The sequence below is a fragment of the Patiriisocius sp. Uisw_047 genome (assembly GCF_047730165.1).
Taxonomy (GTDB): Bacteria; Bacteroidota; Bacteroidia; order Flavobacteriales; family Flavobacteriaceae; genus Patiriisocius.
Genome location: NZ_CP159834.1, coordinates 768731 through 782668, shown reverse-complemented (window position 1 = coordinate 782668; position 13938 = coordinate 768731). Strand labels below are relative to the sequence as shown.

The following is a 13938-nucleotide window of genomic DNA, read 5'->3' as shown; positions in this document are numbered from 1 at the left end:
GAATACAAGAAGACCTTACGTGATAAGGACAGTGATGTCCCTTTGTTCAGGCTGAGAAAGGATGCCATTCAAAAAGAGCGAAGATTCAAATAAAAAATTAAGCTGCTACTTATCTCATTTAGAGCATAATTGGCAGTTTTATTTGTGACTTGTACTCTTAGTACTTCAATAAATAAATCCAAAACGGTATTTATTTTAATCGCTATCTTTGGGTAACATAATTTCATTTTTGCCTACTTACTACCTATGAGACTCTTCCTATTTCTTTTTTTAAGCCTTGCTACGCTAACCCCATCGCTTTCGCAGAACGAAGAACAATTGTCACAATTATCTTTTGATGCGCTTAATGATAGCATCTTAAAATACAGGTTTACAGATTTTGATAAAAATATACAAGCGGCTAATGCCTACATTTTAAAAGGTCAGCGTGAAGATGATAAAATAGAAGAATGGTCAGGGATGGAGTCTATCGCACTCGCCTATTATAGAAATAGAAACTATAAAGAAGCAAATGACCAAGGCCTAAAAACACTTGTTTTTGCTCGAGAAAATAACCTTCCTAAACAGGAAATGAGATCCCTTGTCTTTATAGGAGATTTGCAAATGATTACCACAAGTGTTGAGGTGCAATTAGATTATTATTATAAACTTCTAGCGCTTGCAGAAACTCAAGATGATGGTATCTATAGAGAAGGTGCTTTAAACAAAATTGCAAGTGTTTTAAGTCTAAGTGGAGATTATGAAAAGGCGATAGAAATTAGAAAAACAACCTTACGCTATTATGAGAATAAACCAATAGACAGCGCCTTTACAGAAATAAAAAGGAACAGTGCTTTGGTAGAGATTCAAAACAGTTTAGCCCTAGAGCACATACAGGCAAAACAATTAGACTCTGCAAAAATGTATGCGTCACTCATTTCAAAATATAAAGCAAAAGAGATTGACTCTTGTTATATGGTCTATTCTTACGCACTAGATGGAGAGATTGCTTATCAAGAAAAACGATTTAATGAAGCCTCTAAAAAGTATCGTAAGGCTTATTCTATTTGCCCATCAGACTACGCACTATTGATTATTAATAAAGCGTACTCCTTAGGTAAGATTGAATTAGGCGCAAAAAACTACCACGAAGCCATTAGGATTTTACAACAAGGACTGGATGAATATCAAGTAATTGAGGCAGAGGAAGGGTTTATGCAAGACTATTATGAAAAACTCGCAGCGGCATATAAGAGCATTGACAATTTTGAGAGAGCAAGTTATTACTATGAAAAATACTTAACCACGCAAGAAGAATACAGAAAACTGGGCGATGAGGCAAAGCAAATTTTTATAGCAAACGAACGAGAGACATTTAAAAAAGAGTTTGATACTGTTATCGCTGAAAAAGAAAAAAAGCAAACCTATTTAAACTCTGTTCTCCTTGGTGGCTCTTTAGTCATTCTAACCCTCTTGTTTTTTCTACTGAAATTTTATAGAAATAAAAAAGCAGATGAAGTAAAATTTGAAGTTCTTATTGCAAAGATAAAAGCTGCTAAGACCCCTTCAGAAATTATTGATACCAAAGATGCCGTGCTGGAAGAAAAAACAGCAAACGATGTGTCGCCAGAAGTAACGGCGCAAATATTAGAGGGTTTAAAGAAACTAGAAGAGAAGGAGTATTTTTTAAAGCAAGACTGCAACTCATATAATGTGGCCAAAAAAATTAATACAAACACCTCTTACCTTTCTAAAGTGATCAACTCACATTATGGTAAAAACTTCAACACCTATATTAATGACCTTCGCATCAATTACACCATTTTGCGGCTAAAGAACGATGTCTTTTTTAGGTCTTTTTCTATTCAAGCCATTGCAGAAGAAGTAGGATATAAAAGCGCAGATAGCTTTACTAAATACTTCAAAAAAGACACAGGACTAAACCCTTCTTTTTACATTAAGAACATTAAGAATGTAGCTTAATGGATTTGTGAAAATCATTAAGAATTTCAGAGCGTATTTCTGTGTTATAATTAGCTTGCAAATACTATAATTATTAAGCTAGCCGAAACTACCACTGCTACTTTTCAATGAAGAATCTTCACGATATCTCTATTGGTTTAAAAGCTTCGGAAACACGAAATATTGAAGAAAACCCACTTCTCAACCCCAAATTTATAAATTTAGGGTTGCCCGCCTTTCTGTCTTTACAATTTCAGAATAAAACCGTGTATCCCATTAGATTAAACGTGTCGAAAGATTGTTGGTCTGCCCTATATTCTTAAAATTAGGTAGGCTTCCTTTTTATAAAGGGTTTTTATACCAGAGGTTTGTACTATCAACACGAAACAACAATTACCAGCCTGAAATAAGCAGGATCTTAAAGACCAAATAGTATGAAAACAACATTTACAAAAACACGCATCGTAGCGATCCTTTTCATAGCGTTACTATTTATTGAAACTGAAATAATCTTAGAAAATTTCTCCCTAGATCAATTAAATAAAAAGAGCATCAGGTTTTGGATAATTATCGCCTTTGTAACCTTATATGGAGTTTTTGCTAGCCACATATCTATTCAGAAAAACCTTGAAACCAGTGAAGCCAAATAGAACAAAAAATAAAATTCAGCTTATCAAATTTGGAATTGGTATCGTCGCTGGTGTAACAATTTACCTATTAATTTTACTAATCTTTTAAAACCAAGTACTATGACAGCTATCGTAAACTATTTAATAGCGATCACCATCTCACTGTTGGGATAAGAATAAAACCAAATTTAAAAAACTAAACTATAAACGTATGAAAATAATAAAGCACTATATATGTATTTTCGCATTAATACTAATGGGATTTACAATGCATGCACAAGATTTAAATGGAGCCTTCACTGGTAAGTTAGCAGTACAAGGAATGGAAATGGAATTAATTTTTAATCTCTCCAATACTCCAGAGGGACTAACGGCAACACTAGATGTCCCAATGCAAGGCGCATCAGGTATTGAAATGGATAGTGCCATTCTAGAAAATGAAACCCTAACAATCACTTCGGCAAATATGAAGATGCTATATGTAGGAACCGTAGATGGAGAAGCGGTTACAGGAATATACCAGCAAATGGGACAAGAATATCCGCTTAACTTAATAAAAACTATAAAAACGAAGCCGGGTAATATCGCCCTTCCGTCGAGTGATGCTGAGATAGCAAAACTAGCCGGGATGGAAAAAGGAGACTACAAATATGAGGTGGAAGATTACTTTAAAACACCAGAAGCATATTCGTTTAAATTATCTCCTGACGGAGCCTATATCGCTTATATGAAGCGTAGAAGTTCTGGCGAACGTGATCTTTATTTAAAAGAAACCGCTACGCAAAAGGAGACACTTTTGATGAAGCAAGAAGAAGATTTAATTCGCGGGTACAACTGGGCAAATGACAATCGTATTTTATACTTACAAGATAAAGGCGGTAACGAGAACTATCACCTTTTTGGAGTAGATATAGACGGGAAGAACGCAAAAGAATTAACACCTTATGAAGGGGTTAAAGTAAATATTATTGCTGGACTTAAGGAAGATGAAGATCACGTGATTGTGCAGATGAATAAGGACAATGAACAGCAAGAGGAGCCTTATAAATTAAACATCAACACTGGAGAGGCTACAAAGCTATATACGGTAGAAGCAGGGGCCCCTCCTGTAGCTGGATATAACTTTGATCGTAAAGGAAATCTACGTGCTATTTCACGCATTGTAGATGGGACTAAAACTGAAGTTCTTTATAAAATAGACGGTGGGTTTAAGCAGATAGTAGTAGCAGAATTTGGAGATTCTTTTGGAATCAGTTCTTTTAATCCTAACACTGAAAACCCTGATGATGCTTATGTGCTTTCAAATCTTGGGACAGACAAATTAGAGATTCAGTTATACGACCTTAAAGAAAATAAAAAGATAAAAACGGTATTTAGTAATGATACGTATGATGTTTCAGGGATCTCCCTTTCGAGAAAACGCGATTATGAAATAGATTATTTTTCTTACACGGCAGATAAGGCTGTAGTGCTTCCGCAGAGTAAAACGTATAAAAAAATATACAAGCGTTTACGGAAGGAATTTGGCGACAAACAATTCTTTACGGTAGACCGTACTGATGATGAATCACAATATTTAGTTGTAGTAACTAGCGATAAGATTGTAGGTGAATATTACATATACGATGTTAAGAAAGATACGGTTACCCTGCTTTATAAATTGCTCCCGCACCTAGAGGCAGAAGATATGGCAACGATGAAGCCTATCAAATTTAAAAGTAGAGATGGCTTAATATTACATGGTTATATAACCTTACCTAAAGACGCTGAAAAAGGACAAAAACTGCCTTTAATTGTAAATCCGCACGGAGGTCCACAAGGCGTACGTGACAACTGGGGCTTTAATCCAGAAGCGCAATTATTTGCAAGTAGAGGCTACGCTACATTACATGTTAACTTTAGAGTTTCTGGCGGCTATGGTAAAGAATTTTTAAAAGCAGGTTTTGGACAAATAGGACGCAAAGCAATGGACGATGTAGAAGATGGTGTAGATTATGTGATTAATCAAGGTTGGGTAGACAAGGATAAAGTGGCTATTTATGGAGGAAGTCACGGTGGATATGCAGTACTTCGCGGAATGCAAAAAACACCAGAGAAGTATGCTTGTGGTGTAGACTATGTAGGGGTAAGTAACCTTAACACCTTTATGGACACCTTTCCTGCATATTGGGAAAAGTATAGAGCTCTAATGGAGAAAATCTGGTACAACCCAAACATTCCTTTGGAGAAAGCGATTATGGATGAAATCTCTCCAGCATTGCACCCTGAGGCCATCGTAAAGCCATTATTTGTTGTGCAGGGAGCTAATGATCCCCGTGTCAATATTAATGAAGCAGACCAGATGGTAGAGAACTTAAGAGAAAGAGGAATTGAGGTTCCTTATTTGGTGAAGTATGACGAAGGACACGGTTTTGGTAAAGAAGAAAATCGTCTAGAACTTTACAAAGCAATGATGGGCTTTTTTGCACAGCACTTGAAGCCAGAAGCAGTAAGCCCAGTTAAAGGATAGGTCTTCATGCAGAAGACAATTATTAATAATCAAATGCAGCCTAAAACATAGTTTTAAGCTGTATTTTTTATTTTTAGACTCACTTCTTACCTTCCCATTCTGCATAAAATTGCGCAAGAAATTGTTCCATAAATAGGTGTCGTTCTTGAGCAATCTTTTTGCCAGCTACCGTGTTCATTTTATCCTTGAGCAACAATAGCTTTTCATAAAAATGATTAATGGTTGGTGCTGTTGAGGTTTTGTACTCGGCAGGAGTCATTCTTAGTTGTGGTTCTATGGTTGGGTCATAGATTTTACGGTTTTTAAAACCACCATAATTAAAAGTGCGCGCAATCCCTATCGCTCCCAGTGCGTCAAGTCTATCCGCATCTTGAACGACTTCCAGTTCTTTAGAATGGAAAGTCTTTACAGCTTTTCCACCTTTAAAAGAAACGTTGGCAATTATCTGTACCACATGGTTTCTTGTAGCTTCTGGAATGTCCTGCGTCATTAAAAAATTATCAGCGGTTTGAGGACCAATCTCGTCATTTCCATCATTAAACTTAGCGTCTGCAATATCGTGAAGCAAGGCTGCAAGGCGCACAACGGTAAGATCTACCAGTTCCTTTTCGGCAATAAGTATTGCGTTTTTATAGACACGCTCGATGTGAAACCAATCGTGACCTCCTTCTGCGTATGCTAATTCTTCTTTAACGAAGGCAATAGTGTTGTGAATTAAAATTTCTAAAGGACTAGTCATGTGAGATGTTATCAATAACTAATTTTTCTGTCATTGAAATAAGTTCTTCTGGTGTATGATTTGCTATTTTAATGACTGGATGCGCGATAAATTTTAAATGAGCCCCTAGCGGTAAAGGGAACATCCCATATCGCTGTAGCTTCCAGCTATTACTGATGCTCATGGGCAGTAAATAGCCATCAGGCATTTCTTTTATTAAAGTATCTAGTCCGCGTTTTTTCCAAGGCTTAGGATAGCCATCACGGCTTCGTGTTCCTTCTGGATAGATGACCACACTCCTATTAAATTGTGATGCGTAACGAGCTATTTTTACTATTTGCTCCATCGCTTGTATAGGGTCTTTTCTGTCAATTAGTACAGAGCCACCGTTTCTTAAATTATAGGATACAGAAGGAATGCCTTTACCTAATTCTTTTTTAGAAATAAACTTGGGATGGTGGTTTCTTAACTTCCAGATTACCGGGGGGATATCCCACATACTCTGGTGATTACTTATAATAATAAGCGGAACGTTTTTAGGGAGTTCTCCTTCTATTGTAAAAGTAAAACGAGTGCCCAGAATATTAAGACAGCGCATTAAACACCACTGTAGAGTGTCTACCATCACTTTGTGACCTTTGTAGCCAAAAGTGTTGAGCCCGATCCATTGCAAAGGATGAAAAACCACTAAGGATAATCCAAAGCACAAGTAGAACAGTACAGAAAATGGGTAGGATAGTATTTTTAAAATTTGCTTCAAAAAATGTTATATCGTTGTTAAGGTGGTAAATATAGAAATGCTAGTCAATAAAAAAGACTAAAAGAGAATGATTTTCATTCCCTTTTAGTCTTTTAAAACTTATAATTTCTTCTTCCTATGGGAGAAGAAAGATTACTCGGTATCCGAGTAAAGTCGAGGTTAGCAATGTTGGTTAAAAGCTCCCATTAAGTTTTCTGAAATCATATCTGCTGGACGTCCTTCTATATGATGACGCTCGAGCATATGTACTAATTCACCATTTTTAAACAACGCCATAGATGGTGAGCTAGGTGGGAAAGGTACCATTGCCGCTCTAGCTGCATCTACTGCATCGCGGTCTACACCTGCAAAAACCGTCACTAAGTGATCTGGAGATTTTGCATTTTGTAATGACATTCTCGCTCCTGGTCTCGCATTAGCCGCTGCACATCCACAAACTGAATTTACAACCACTAACGTAGTTCCTTCTTTGCTCAATGCGTTTGTCACGTCTTGTGCTGTATGTAATTCTGAAAACCCGATGTTTGTCAGGTCTTCTCTCATTGGTTTTATTAAATCTGCTGGATACATAATCGTTTCTTTTAATTGAATTTCTTAGACGGTAAAGATACAAATTACTAACAGCAATTCGCCTAAGATCAATTTGTAAAGTCAATGAACTCATTGGTATTCTTTATTGTTATCGCTTCGGAAATATTAAAGAGATTCAATATATAAATCTATATGTTAAGAACCGCTTTATCTTTTTGAAGCCCTTTTTGATTGTACTGCTCATTTCAGAAATGAGTAAAAAAAGCATAATGACAAGTAGGAAGTTCTTTCCACCTGTAACATAAAGCCTTTATTGATTACTTATCTTTGCACTAGATTGTTATTTATTCTATGAAGTTTTTACTTATTCTAATTGTTTTTTGGTTTTTGCGATACATGTTTAGCAAGATGAGTGGGTCTGGTGGCGGACAGCGGAGCACGTTTTCGGGCGGGGGTTTTGGCGATGTTTTTCAACAACAAAGAAGTCGTGGAGATCAAGTTTCACCAGCAGATTTCGAACTTAACCTGTTATCACTCTCATCGTTCGTTATTAAAGCTGACGGAAAAGTAAGCCAGAGTGAGCTCGACTACGTACGACAGTATTTTGTGCAAGCCTACGGCAAAGAAAGAGCAAACGCCACGTTTAAAATCTTTAATGACGTCATCAAAAAAAGAGATGTTTCTGCACAGCGTATAGCCATGCATTTAAGATCGAGAACACGATACGAAAGTAGATTACAAATACTTCACTTTCTTTTTAGCATTGCAAATGCAGATGGTCATGTCACAACATCTGAAGTAAATGTCATCCAGCAAATAGCAACCTACCTCGCTATTCAAGGAGCAGATTTCACGAGTATTAAGGCGATGTTCTTCAAGAAACCAGATAGTGCTTATAAAATTTTAGAAATAGACCGCTCAGTCACGGATGCCGAAGTGAAAAAGGCATACCGTACCATGGCAAAAAAGTATCATCCAGATAAGCTGGTTCATATGGACAAGGCCTACCAAAAGGGGGCCGAAGAGAAATTCCGTGCTGTACAAGAAGCCTATGAGCAGCTGCAGAAAGAGCGTGGATTCTAGTGCCCACCTTTCTTTACAACTTGGTCTTTTATTCCGCTTAGATCTTGGGAACATCACTCAGGTGTTTTATATTGTTTTTTTCATGACAAAAAGGGATACTTACACTAGCAATTACATCCAAAGTAAATTGTGAAAATAGTTTCGAAAACTCATAAAATTTAGTTAAGCCTAAATATTAAATAGATACTTGTCGAAAAATAACTTTACCTTTGCCGTATGTTTACGTACGCAGAGGAAAATTATATAAAAACGATCTATCACTTGCAATCGCAAAGTGATAAAGATGTATCTACAAATGCCATAGCAGATGCTATGGATACCAAGCCTTCATCTGTGACAGATATGGTGCAGAAGTTGGCAGAAAAAAAAGTGCTCTCTTATCGGAAATACAAGGGTGCAGCACTTACTGATCAGGGAAAGAAGATAGCAGCTGGGGTGATAAGAAAACACCGTCTTTGGGAAGTGTTCTTAGTTGATAAGCTCAACTTTCACTGGGACGAGGTTCATGACATCGCAGAGCAGTTAGAACACATTCAAAGCGATGAGCTAATAATTAGACTGAATACCTTTTTGGGCAACCCAGACTTTGATCCACACGGTGATCCCATTCCTGATGAAAATGGAAATTTCAAGAAAACCGAAAAGAAACTACTGTTCAAACTCAATAAGGGACAACGCGGTGTTTGTGTAGGTGTTAAAGAATCTAGCCCAGAGTTTCTTCAGTTTTTAGACAAGAAAAATATAAGTATAGGTACAAAAATCAATGTATTGGGCAAAGAATTTTTTGATGGTTCTATGGTGATAGAAGTAGGAAGAGACCAATCTTTCATCTCAAAAAAAATAGCCGAAAATTTATATGTACAGACTAATTAATAATTATTTAATATTTCAGAAATAAATAATGAAAAAGTACATTTTAATAATAGCCGCTTTAGTACTTATAAGCTGCAAGGATAACAAAGACAAGTCGGGGAAACTAAAAGTAGTAACCACAACCTCGATGCTCACGGATCTTGTGAATAATATAGGTGGTGACCTTGTTGAAATAAAAGGCCTCATGGGTGCGGGAGTTGATCCGCATTTATATAAGGCTAGTGAAGGTGACGTATCTAAATTAGCAGGGGCAGATATCATTTTTTACAATGGCCTGCACTTAGAAGGGAAACTAGTTGAAGTGTTTGAAAAAATGGGTAGCTCAAAAAAAACTATTGCTCTTGGTGAGTTTCTACCCAAAGAAGAATTGATTGATAGTGAGTATTTTGCTTCAAACTATGATCCACACGTTTGGTTTAATATCCAGTTTTTCAAAAATTTTGCAAAAACAATAACCGCTCAACTTTCTGAAGCAGATCCTGCGCACACATTAGCTTTTAGTGAAAATGAAAAGAAGTATTTAGAAAAACTAGAAGCTCTTGAGATTGCCATTAAAGAAACGATTGCAACACTGCCTGAGGAGAAAAGAATATTAGTTACAGCACACGATGCTTTTAATTACTTCGGAAAATCATACGGTTTTAATGTAGTTGGATTGCAAGGCCTATCCACCGCAACAGAAGCAGGTGTTCAGGACGTGCAACGCTTAAGTCAATTTATTATAGACAATAATGTAAAGGCGATTTTTGTAGAAAGCTCAGTACCACGAAGAACGATTGAAGCACTTGAGGCAGCAGTGCTTTCTAAAAATCACGCGGTGACTATAGGCGGATCATTATATAGTGATGCGCTGGGGAATCCCGGTACAGACGAGGGGACTTATATAGGGATGTTTACCTATAATGTCAATACAATTGTGAATGCCTTGAAATAGGATTTAATTGACATCCGAAAAACCTGCAAGGTGTCGCTACAGGCCTGCTAATAGTTGTGATTTTAATAGAATTGAACGAGTAGGAAGACTAAAGAATTAAGTGAATAGAAAAAACTAGTTGCCGAATTACCGATTTAATAATTTGAAAGATGAGTCAAAAGATAGCCATACAAGTAGACGATTTAACGGTAGCGTATAACTACAAGCCCGTGCTTTGGGACATTGACCTCGTCGTGCCAGAAGGCGTACTTATGGCAATTGTCGGGCCTAACGGTGCAGGAAAATCTACGCTTATAAAATCTATTTTGGGGATTATCGATCCTATTGCTGGGAGTGTTGCTATTTACGGAAAGCCTTATAAAAAACAGCGTAAACTTGTAGCCTACGTCCCGCAAAAAGGCAGTGTGGATTGGGATTTCCCTACCACTGCTCTTGATGTTGTGATGATGGGAACCTATGGTAGTTTGGGCTGGATAAAACGTCCAGGTCAAAAAGAAAAAAAAGCCTCTTTAGAAGCTTTAGAAAAAGTAGGAATGTTGTCATTTAAAAGTAGACAGATAAGTCAGTTAAGTGGTGGGCAGCAACAGCGGGTATTTTTAGCCAGAGCATTGGTCCAAAATGCTTCTATCTATTTTATGGATGAACCCTTCCAGGGAGTGGATGCTAGCACCGAAATTGCCATCATTAATATCTTAAAAGAACTAAGGAAAGCAGGGAAAACACTGGTTGTAGTGCATCACGATTTACAAACGGTGCCAGAATATTTTGATTGGGTGACCTTCTTAAACGTAAAAAAAATAGCCACAGGACCCGTAAAGGATATTTTTAATGATGATAATTTGACCAAGACATATGGGATTAACTATAAGGTGGCGGTTAATAAGTAGTTTTTACAACTAGGTCGATTGTGAATAATGGGCGAATAAATTTAAAACTGAAGAGTGAATGCTACTGCTAACGAATAACGACTAAAGACTATCAATACCATGACAATTACCGAATACTTCTCTCTTTTATTTAATGACTATACCTTGCGTACTATTACACTTGGTACTGCCGTGCTAGGAGCTATTTGTGGGATGTTAGGAAGTTTTGCTGTGCTGCGTAAAGAGAGTTTATTGGGTGATGCGATTTCGCATGCAGCATTACCAGGAATCGCGGTGGCCTTTTTAATTACAGGCGCTAAAGATTCAAACATCTTATTATTAGGAGCCTTAGTGAGCGGCTTGATTGGGACATTCTGGATACGTGCAATGACGGAAAAAACACATTTAAAAAGCGATACAGCGTTAGGGCTAGTCTTGAGTTTGTTTTTTGGTTTTGGGATGTTGCTATTGACCTTCATCCAAAAACAACCAAATGCTAATCAAGCGGGGTTAGACAAATATTTGTTTGGTCAAGCGGCAACTCTAGTGGAGAGTGATGTGCGACTAATGGTCATTGTAACGAGCCTAGCACTTGTGGTGATGTTGCTCTTCTGGAAAGAATTTAAGCTCTTGCTTTTTGATGCAGATTACACAAAGACCTTAGGTTTTAATACTAGGTTTATAGATATCACAATTACCTTTTTTATTGTTCTTGCCATTGTATTAGGCCTACAAACGGTGGGTGTAGTCCTTATGAGCGCCATGCTTTTGGCGCCAGCTGCAGCTGCTCGTCAATGGACAAATAAGTTGAGTGTTATGGTCTTATTAGCTGCGATCTTTGGTGCTTTTTCGGGGGTGTTTGGGACGGCTATTAGTGCGAGTCAAAATAACCTGTCTACGGGACCAGTAATTGTGTTGGTCGCAAGTGTCTTCGTGCTGTTCTCTTTTATCTTCTCTCCGGGAAGAGGGCTATTATTCCGCCAGTTACGTTTCAGAAGAAACAGAAGGGATTTGCAATTAAAAAAGACGCTACAAATAATGTTTGGGATCGCGGAGACTCACGATAACATTTCGCACCCACACGCTATAAAGATTTTAAATAACTTTCAAGGATTTACAAAAATTTCGCTGCGGCAAATGGAAGAAAATGAGTGGATTACCCTCGACGGTCAAAAATGGGCATTAACCCAAAAAGGATTTGAAGAGGCAAGAACAATGTTTGATAAAAAAGAAGAAAATAACCAATAGAAATCATTGCACTCTTTCTTTCTCAGCGGGAGAAGTGCTGGGATGAGGGAATAGAAAAATTATGAGTAACCCACAAATAGAAATACAATTAATAGCCGTGGTTGTAGCCATTGCTTGTGCTATTCCGGGCGTATTTTTAGTCCTTCGGAAAATGGCTTTGATAAGTGATGCTATTAGCCACTCCATACTTCCAGGAATTGTGTTAGGCTTCTTCATCACACAAGATTTAAACTCACCACTATTGATCATTCTAGCTGCCGTTACTGGGATTATTACGGTCGTGTTAGTAGAGCGTATTCAGAAGACAGGATTGGTAAAAGAGGACACGGCCATTGGCTTGGTATTCCCAGCTCTGTTTAGTATTGGGGTGATACTTATTGCAAAAAATGCAAATGATATTCACCTCGATGTGGATGCGGTATTATTAGGCGAACTTGCCTTTGCACCTTTTGATCGATTTATGATGAGCGGTATGGATATGGGACCAAAATCGCTGTGGGTGATGGGCGTGATTTTACTGATAACAGTAGCGCTTCTACTTATGTTTTTTAAAGAGCTAAAAGTGAGTACGTTTGATGCAGGTCTTACATCTGCTCTAGGATTTTCGCCCGCGATTTTACATTATGGGTTGATGTCTATTTCTTCAGTGACCGTAGTTGGAGCGTTTGAGGCAGTGGGCGCCATCCTCGTTGTGGCATTAATGATTGCGCCGGCTGCTACGGCTTATTTATTGACGTCAGATTTAAATAAAATGCTCATTCTTTCAGTGTTGTTTGGAGTGTTTTCTGCGATTTCGGGTTATTGGTTAGCGCACTGGTTAGACGCATCTATTGCAGGTTCTATTTCTACGATGTTAGGGTTTGTATTTTTAATGGTGTTTTTATTTGCACCAAATAAAGGTCTGATTGCGGTGATGTATCGCCAGAAACAACAACGGATAGAAGTGTCTTTACTCACGTTTTTGTTACACTTAAATAATCATAACGAAGTGGCTGAACGACATATTAATCACTTGCGAGAGCACATTAATTGGCAAAAAATAAGAGCTAAAACCGTTGTTGATTTAGCCGAAAAGAATAATTTAATATCCATTAAAGACCAAATAGTTTCTCTCACAGATAAAGGGAATAACTTTGCAAATATTGCGCTAGAGTATATTATCACCAACAAGGATGAAAGGATAGAACATTTAAAAGACGATTTCTTTTTATTTAGAGGATAAAACTGGCATCATTATTTCATATATCTTTAAAATCGAAATACTAAAAAGATGAAACAAGTACTAATCATATTCACACTACTAGTAAGCATCACTTTATTTGCGCAAACAGGTAAGGCTATAGATGTGCCACAAATAGTTGTAAAAGTAGGACTAGACCAAACAATAAATTTGGACGGAACTTCGATTACATTTTTAAAAGTAATAGAAGATTCTAGATGTCCTAATGGGGTAGATTGCATATGGGAAGGAGAGGCAAAAGTATTGATACGAATCGGGACCGTTGATGGAGAAGTAGTAGGGAAAACACTCACATTTAAAAACGGGATGTCAGTTATTGCTGGGTTTTTTAATAATAAAGAACTTCAGTTTTTACAATTAACACCGTATCCAGACGCAAATATTTCCGAAGCAGAAAAACAGCCGTATGCTTTACTCTTACGGGCTTTAGAAAAATAGATTAATGACAGCCACAATCGTTATTGCCACATTTTGTTTTTCCACCATCAAGCGTTCCTAGAGAGCGCTTTTTGTTTTCTAGCATAGATTTAAACACAAACGTGTACAAGATAAATCCTACGGCCGCTAGAAAGGTGATAATGACTAAAATGAACTGAATATCCATAC

The 13938-nt window shown here is 37.3% G+C and carries 14 protein-coding genes; 10 read left to right on the top strand and 4 right to left on the bottom strand.

What is annotated here, in order from left to right:
• Nucleotides 1–246: 246 nt before the first annotated feature.
• The 3 genes from ABXT71_RS03495 (at nucleotide 247) to ABXT71_RS03485 (ending at nucleotide 5079) form a co-directional block, all read left to right on the top strand.
• Nucleotides 247–1962, top strand: a complete 1716-nt coding sequence (locus tag ABXT71_RS03495; protein WP_415372464.1) for a helix-turn-helix domain-containing protein — start codon at nucleotides 247–249, stop codon at nucleotides 1960–1962.
• 413 nt (nucleotides 1963–2375) lie between these two features.
• Nucleotides 2376–2591: a hypothetical protein gene (locus ABXT71_RS03490; protein ID WP_415372463.1), complete on the top strand. Its 216-nt coding sequence runs from the start codon at nucleotides 2376–2378 to the stop codon at nucleotides 2589–2591.
• Nucleotides 2592–2781: 190 nt separating this feature from the next.
• Nucleotides 2782–5079 (top strand): prolyl oligopeptidase family serine peptidase, encoded by a 2298-nt coding sequence (locus ABXT71_RS03485; protein WP_415372462.1) that lies wholly within the window; start codon nucleotides 2782–2784, stop codon nucleotides 5077–5079.
• 79 nt (nucleotides 5080–5158) lie between these two features.
• Here ABXT71_RS03485 and ABXT71_RS03480 read toward each other — a convergent pair whose 3' ends face one another.
• The 3 genes from ABXT71_RS03480 to ABXT71_RS03470 all read right to left on the bottom strand — a co-directional run bounded on the left by ABXT71_RS03480 (nucleotide 5159) and on the right by ABXT71_RS03470 (nucleotide 7127).
• Nucleotides 5159–5818: an HD domain-containing protein gene (locus tag ABXT71_RS03480; protein WP_415372461.1), complete on the bottom strand. Its 660-nt coding sequence runs from the start codon at nucleotides 5816–5818 to the stop codon at nucleotides 5159–5161.
• A complete protein-coding gene (locus ABXT71_RS03475; RefSeq protein ID WP_415372460.1) occupies nucleotides 5811–6557 on the bottom strand; it encodes a lysophospholipid acyltransferase family protein in 747 nt (248 codons plus the stop codon). Before ABXT71_RS03475 ends, ABXT71_RS03480 begins: the two co-directional genes overlap by 8 nt.
• A gap of 159 nt (nucleotides 6558–6716) precedes the next feature.
• The gene (locus ABXT71_RS03470; protein WP_415372459.1) at nucleotides 6717–7127 is read right to left on the bottom strand and encodes a BrxA/BrxB family bacilliredoxin; all 411 of its coding nucleotides are present in this window, start codon (nucleotides 7125–7127) and stop codon (nucleotides 6717–6719) included.
• 312 nt (nucleotides 7128–7439) lie between these two features.
• On the opposite strand from ABXT71_RS03470, the gene ABXT71_RS03465 reads away from it, so the two are divergent.
• From ABXT71_RS03465 to ABXT71_RS03435, 7 genes are all read left to right on the top strand, one after another.
• Nucleotides 7440–8171, top strand: a complete 732-nt coding sequence (locus tag ABXT71_RS03465; protein WP_415372458.1) for a TerB family tellurite resistance protein — start codon at nucleotides 7440–7442, stop codon at nucleotides 8169–8171.
• Between the two features lie 216 nt (nucleotides 8172–8387).
• On the top strand, nucleotides 8388–9044 hold the full coding sequence (locus ABXT71_RS03460) for a metal-dependent transcriptional regulator (RefSeq protein WP_415372457.1): 657 nt from the start codon (nucleotides 8388–8390) through the stop codon (nucleotides 9042–9044).
• A gap of 28 nt (nucleotides 9045–9072) precedes the next feature.
• Nucleotides 9073–9978 carry a metal ABC transporter solute-binding protein, Zn/Mn family gene (locus tag ABXT71_RS03455; protein WP_415372456.1) on the top strand — a complete coding sequence of 302 codons (906 nt, stop codon included), beginning with the start codon at nucleotides 9073–9075 and terminating at the stop codon, nucleotides 9976–9978.
• Between the two features lie 149 nt (nucleotides 9979–10127).
• Complete coding sequence (locus ABXT71_RS03450; protein ID WP_415372455.1) at nucleotides 10128–10865, top strand: metal ABC transporter ATP-binding protein; 738 nt, start codon at nucleotides 10128–10130, stop codon at nucleotides 10863–10865.
• A gap of 99 nt (nucleotides 10866–10964) precedes the next feature.
• Nucleotides 10965–12092, top strand: a complete 1128-nt coding sequence (locus ABXT71_RS03445) for a metal ABC transporter permease (protein WP_415372454.1) — start codon at nucleotides 10965–10967, stop codon at nucleotides 12090–12092.
• A 61-nt stretch (nucleotides 12093–12153) separates the two neighbouring features.
• Complete coding sequence (locus tag ABXT71_RS03440) at nucleotides 12154–13314, top strand: metal ABC transporter permease (protein WP_415372453.1); 1161 nt, start codon at nucleotides 12154–12156, stop codon at nucleotides 13312–13314.
• 48 nt (nucleotides 13315–13362) lie between these two features.
• Entirely contained in the window at nucleotides 13363–13770 is a 408-nt protein-coding gene (locus ABXT71_RS03435) for a hypothetical protein (RefSeq protein WP_415372452.1), read from the top strand.
• A 1-nt stretch (nucleotide 13771) separates the two neighbouring features.
• On the opposite strand, the gene ABXT71_RS03430 is transcribed toward ABXT71_RS03435, so the two are convergent.
• A complete protein-coding gene (locus ABXT71_RS03430) occupies nucleotides 13772–13936 on the bottom strand; it encodes a hypothetical protein (protein WP_415372451.1) in 165 nt (54 codons plus the stop codon).
• Nucleotides 13937–13938: the final 2 nt, after the last annotated feature.

What these genes read in the sequence shown, in the direction of transcription:
- ABXT71_RS03495 (WP_415372464.1), top strand. Translation starts at nt 247, where the DNA reads ATGAGACTCTTCCTATTTCTTTTTTTAAGCCTTGCTACGCTAACCCCA.
- ABXT71_RS03490 (WP_415372463.1), top strand. Translation starts at nt 2,376, where the DNA reads ATGAAAACAACATTTACAAAAACACGCATCGTAGCGATCCTTTTCATA.
- ABXT71_RS03485 (WP_415372462.1), top strand. Translation starts at nt 2,782, where the DNA reads ATGAAAATAATAAAGCACTATATATGTATTTTCGCATTAATACTAATG.
- ABXT71_RS03480 (WP_415372461.1), bottom strand. Translation starts at nt 5,818, where the DNA reads ATGACTAGTCCTTTAGAAATTTTAATTCACAACACTATTGCCTTCGTT.
- ABXT71_RS03470 (WP_415372459.1), bottom strand. Translation starts at nt 7,127, where the DNA reads ATGTATCCAGCAGATTTAATAAAACCAATGAGAGAAGACCTGACAAAC.
- ABXT71_RS03465 (WP_415372458.1), top strand. Translation starts at nt 7,440, where the DNA reads ATGAAGTTTTTACTTATTCTAATTGTTTTTTGGTTTTTGCGATACATG.
- ABXT71_RS03460 (WP_415372457.1), top strand. Translation starts at nt 8,388, where the DNA reads ATGTTTACGTACGCAGAGGAAAATTATATAAAAACGATCTATCACTTG.
- ABXT71_RS03455 (WP_415372456.1), top strand. Translation starts at nt 9,073, where the DNA reads ATGAAAAAGTACATTTTAATAATAGCCGCTTTAGTACTTATAAGCTGC.
- ABXT71_RS03450 (WP_415372455.1), top strand. Translation starts at nt 10,128, where the DNA reads ATGAGTCAAAAGATAGCCATACAAGTAGACGATTTAACGGTAGCGTAT.
- ABXT71_RS03445 (WP_415372454.1), top strand. Translation starts at nt 10,965, where the DNA reads ATGACAATTACCGAATACTTCTCTCTTTTATTTAATGACTATACCTTG.
- ABXT71_RS03440 (WP_415372453.1), top strand. Translation starts at nt 12,154, where the DNA reads ATGAGTAACCCACAAATAGAAATACAATTAATAGCCGTGGTTGTAGCC.
- ABXT71_RS03435 (WP_415372452.1), top strand. Translation starts at nt 13,363, where the DNA reads ATGAAACAAGTACTAATCATATTCACACTACTAGTAAGCATCACTTTA.
- ABXT71_RS03430 (WP_415372451.1), bottom strand. Translation starts at nt 13,936, where the DNA reads ATGGATATTCAGTTCATTTTAGTCATTATCACCTTTCTAGCGGCCGTA.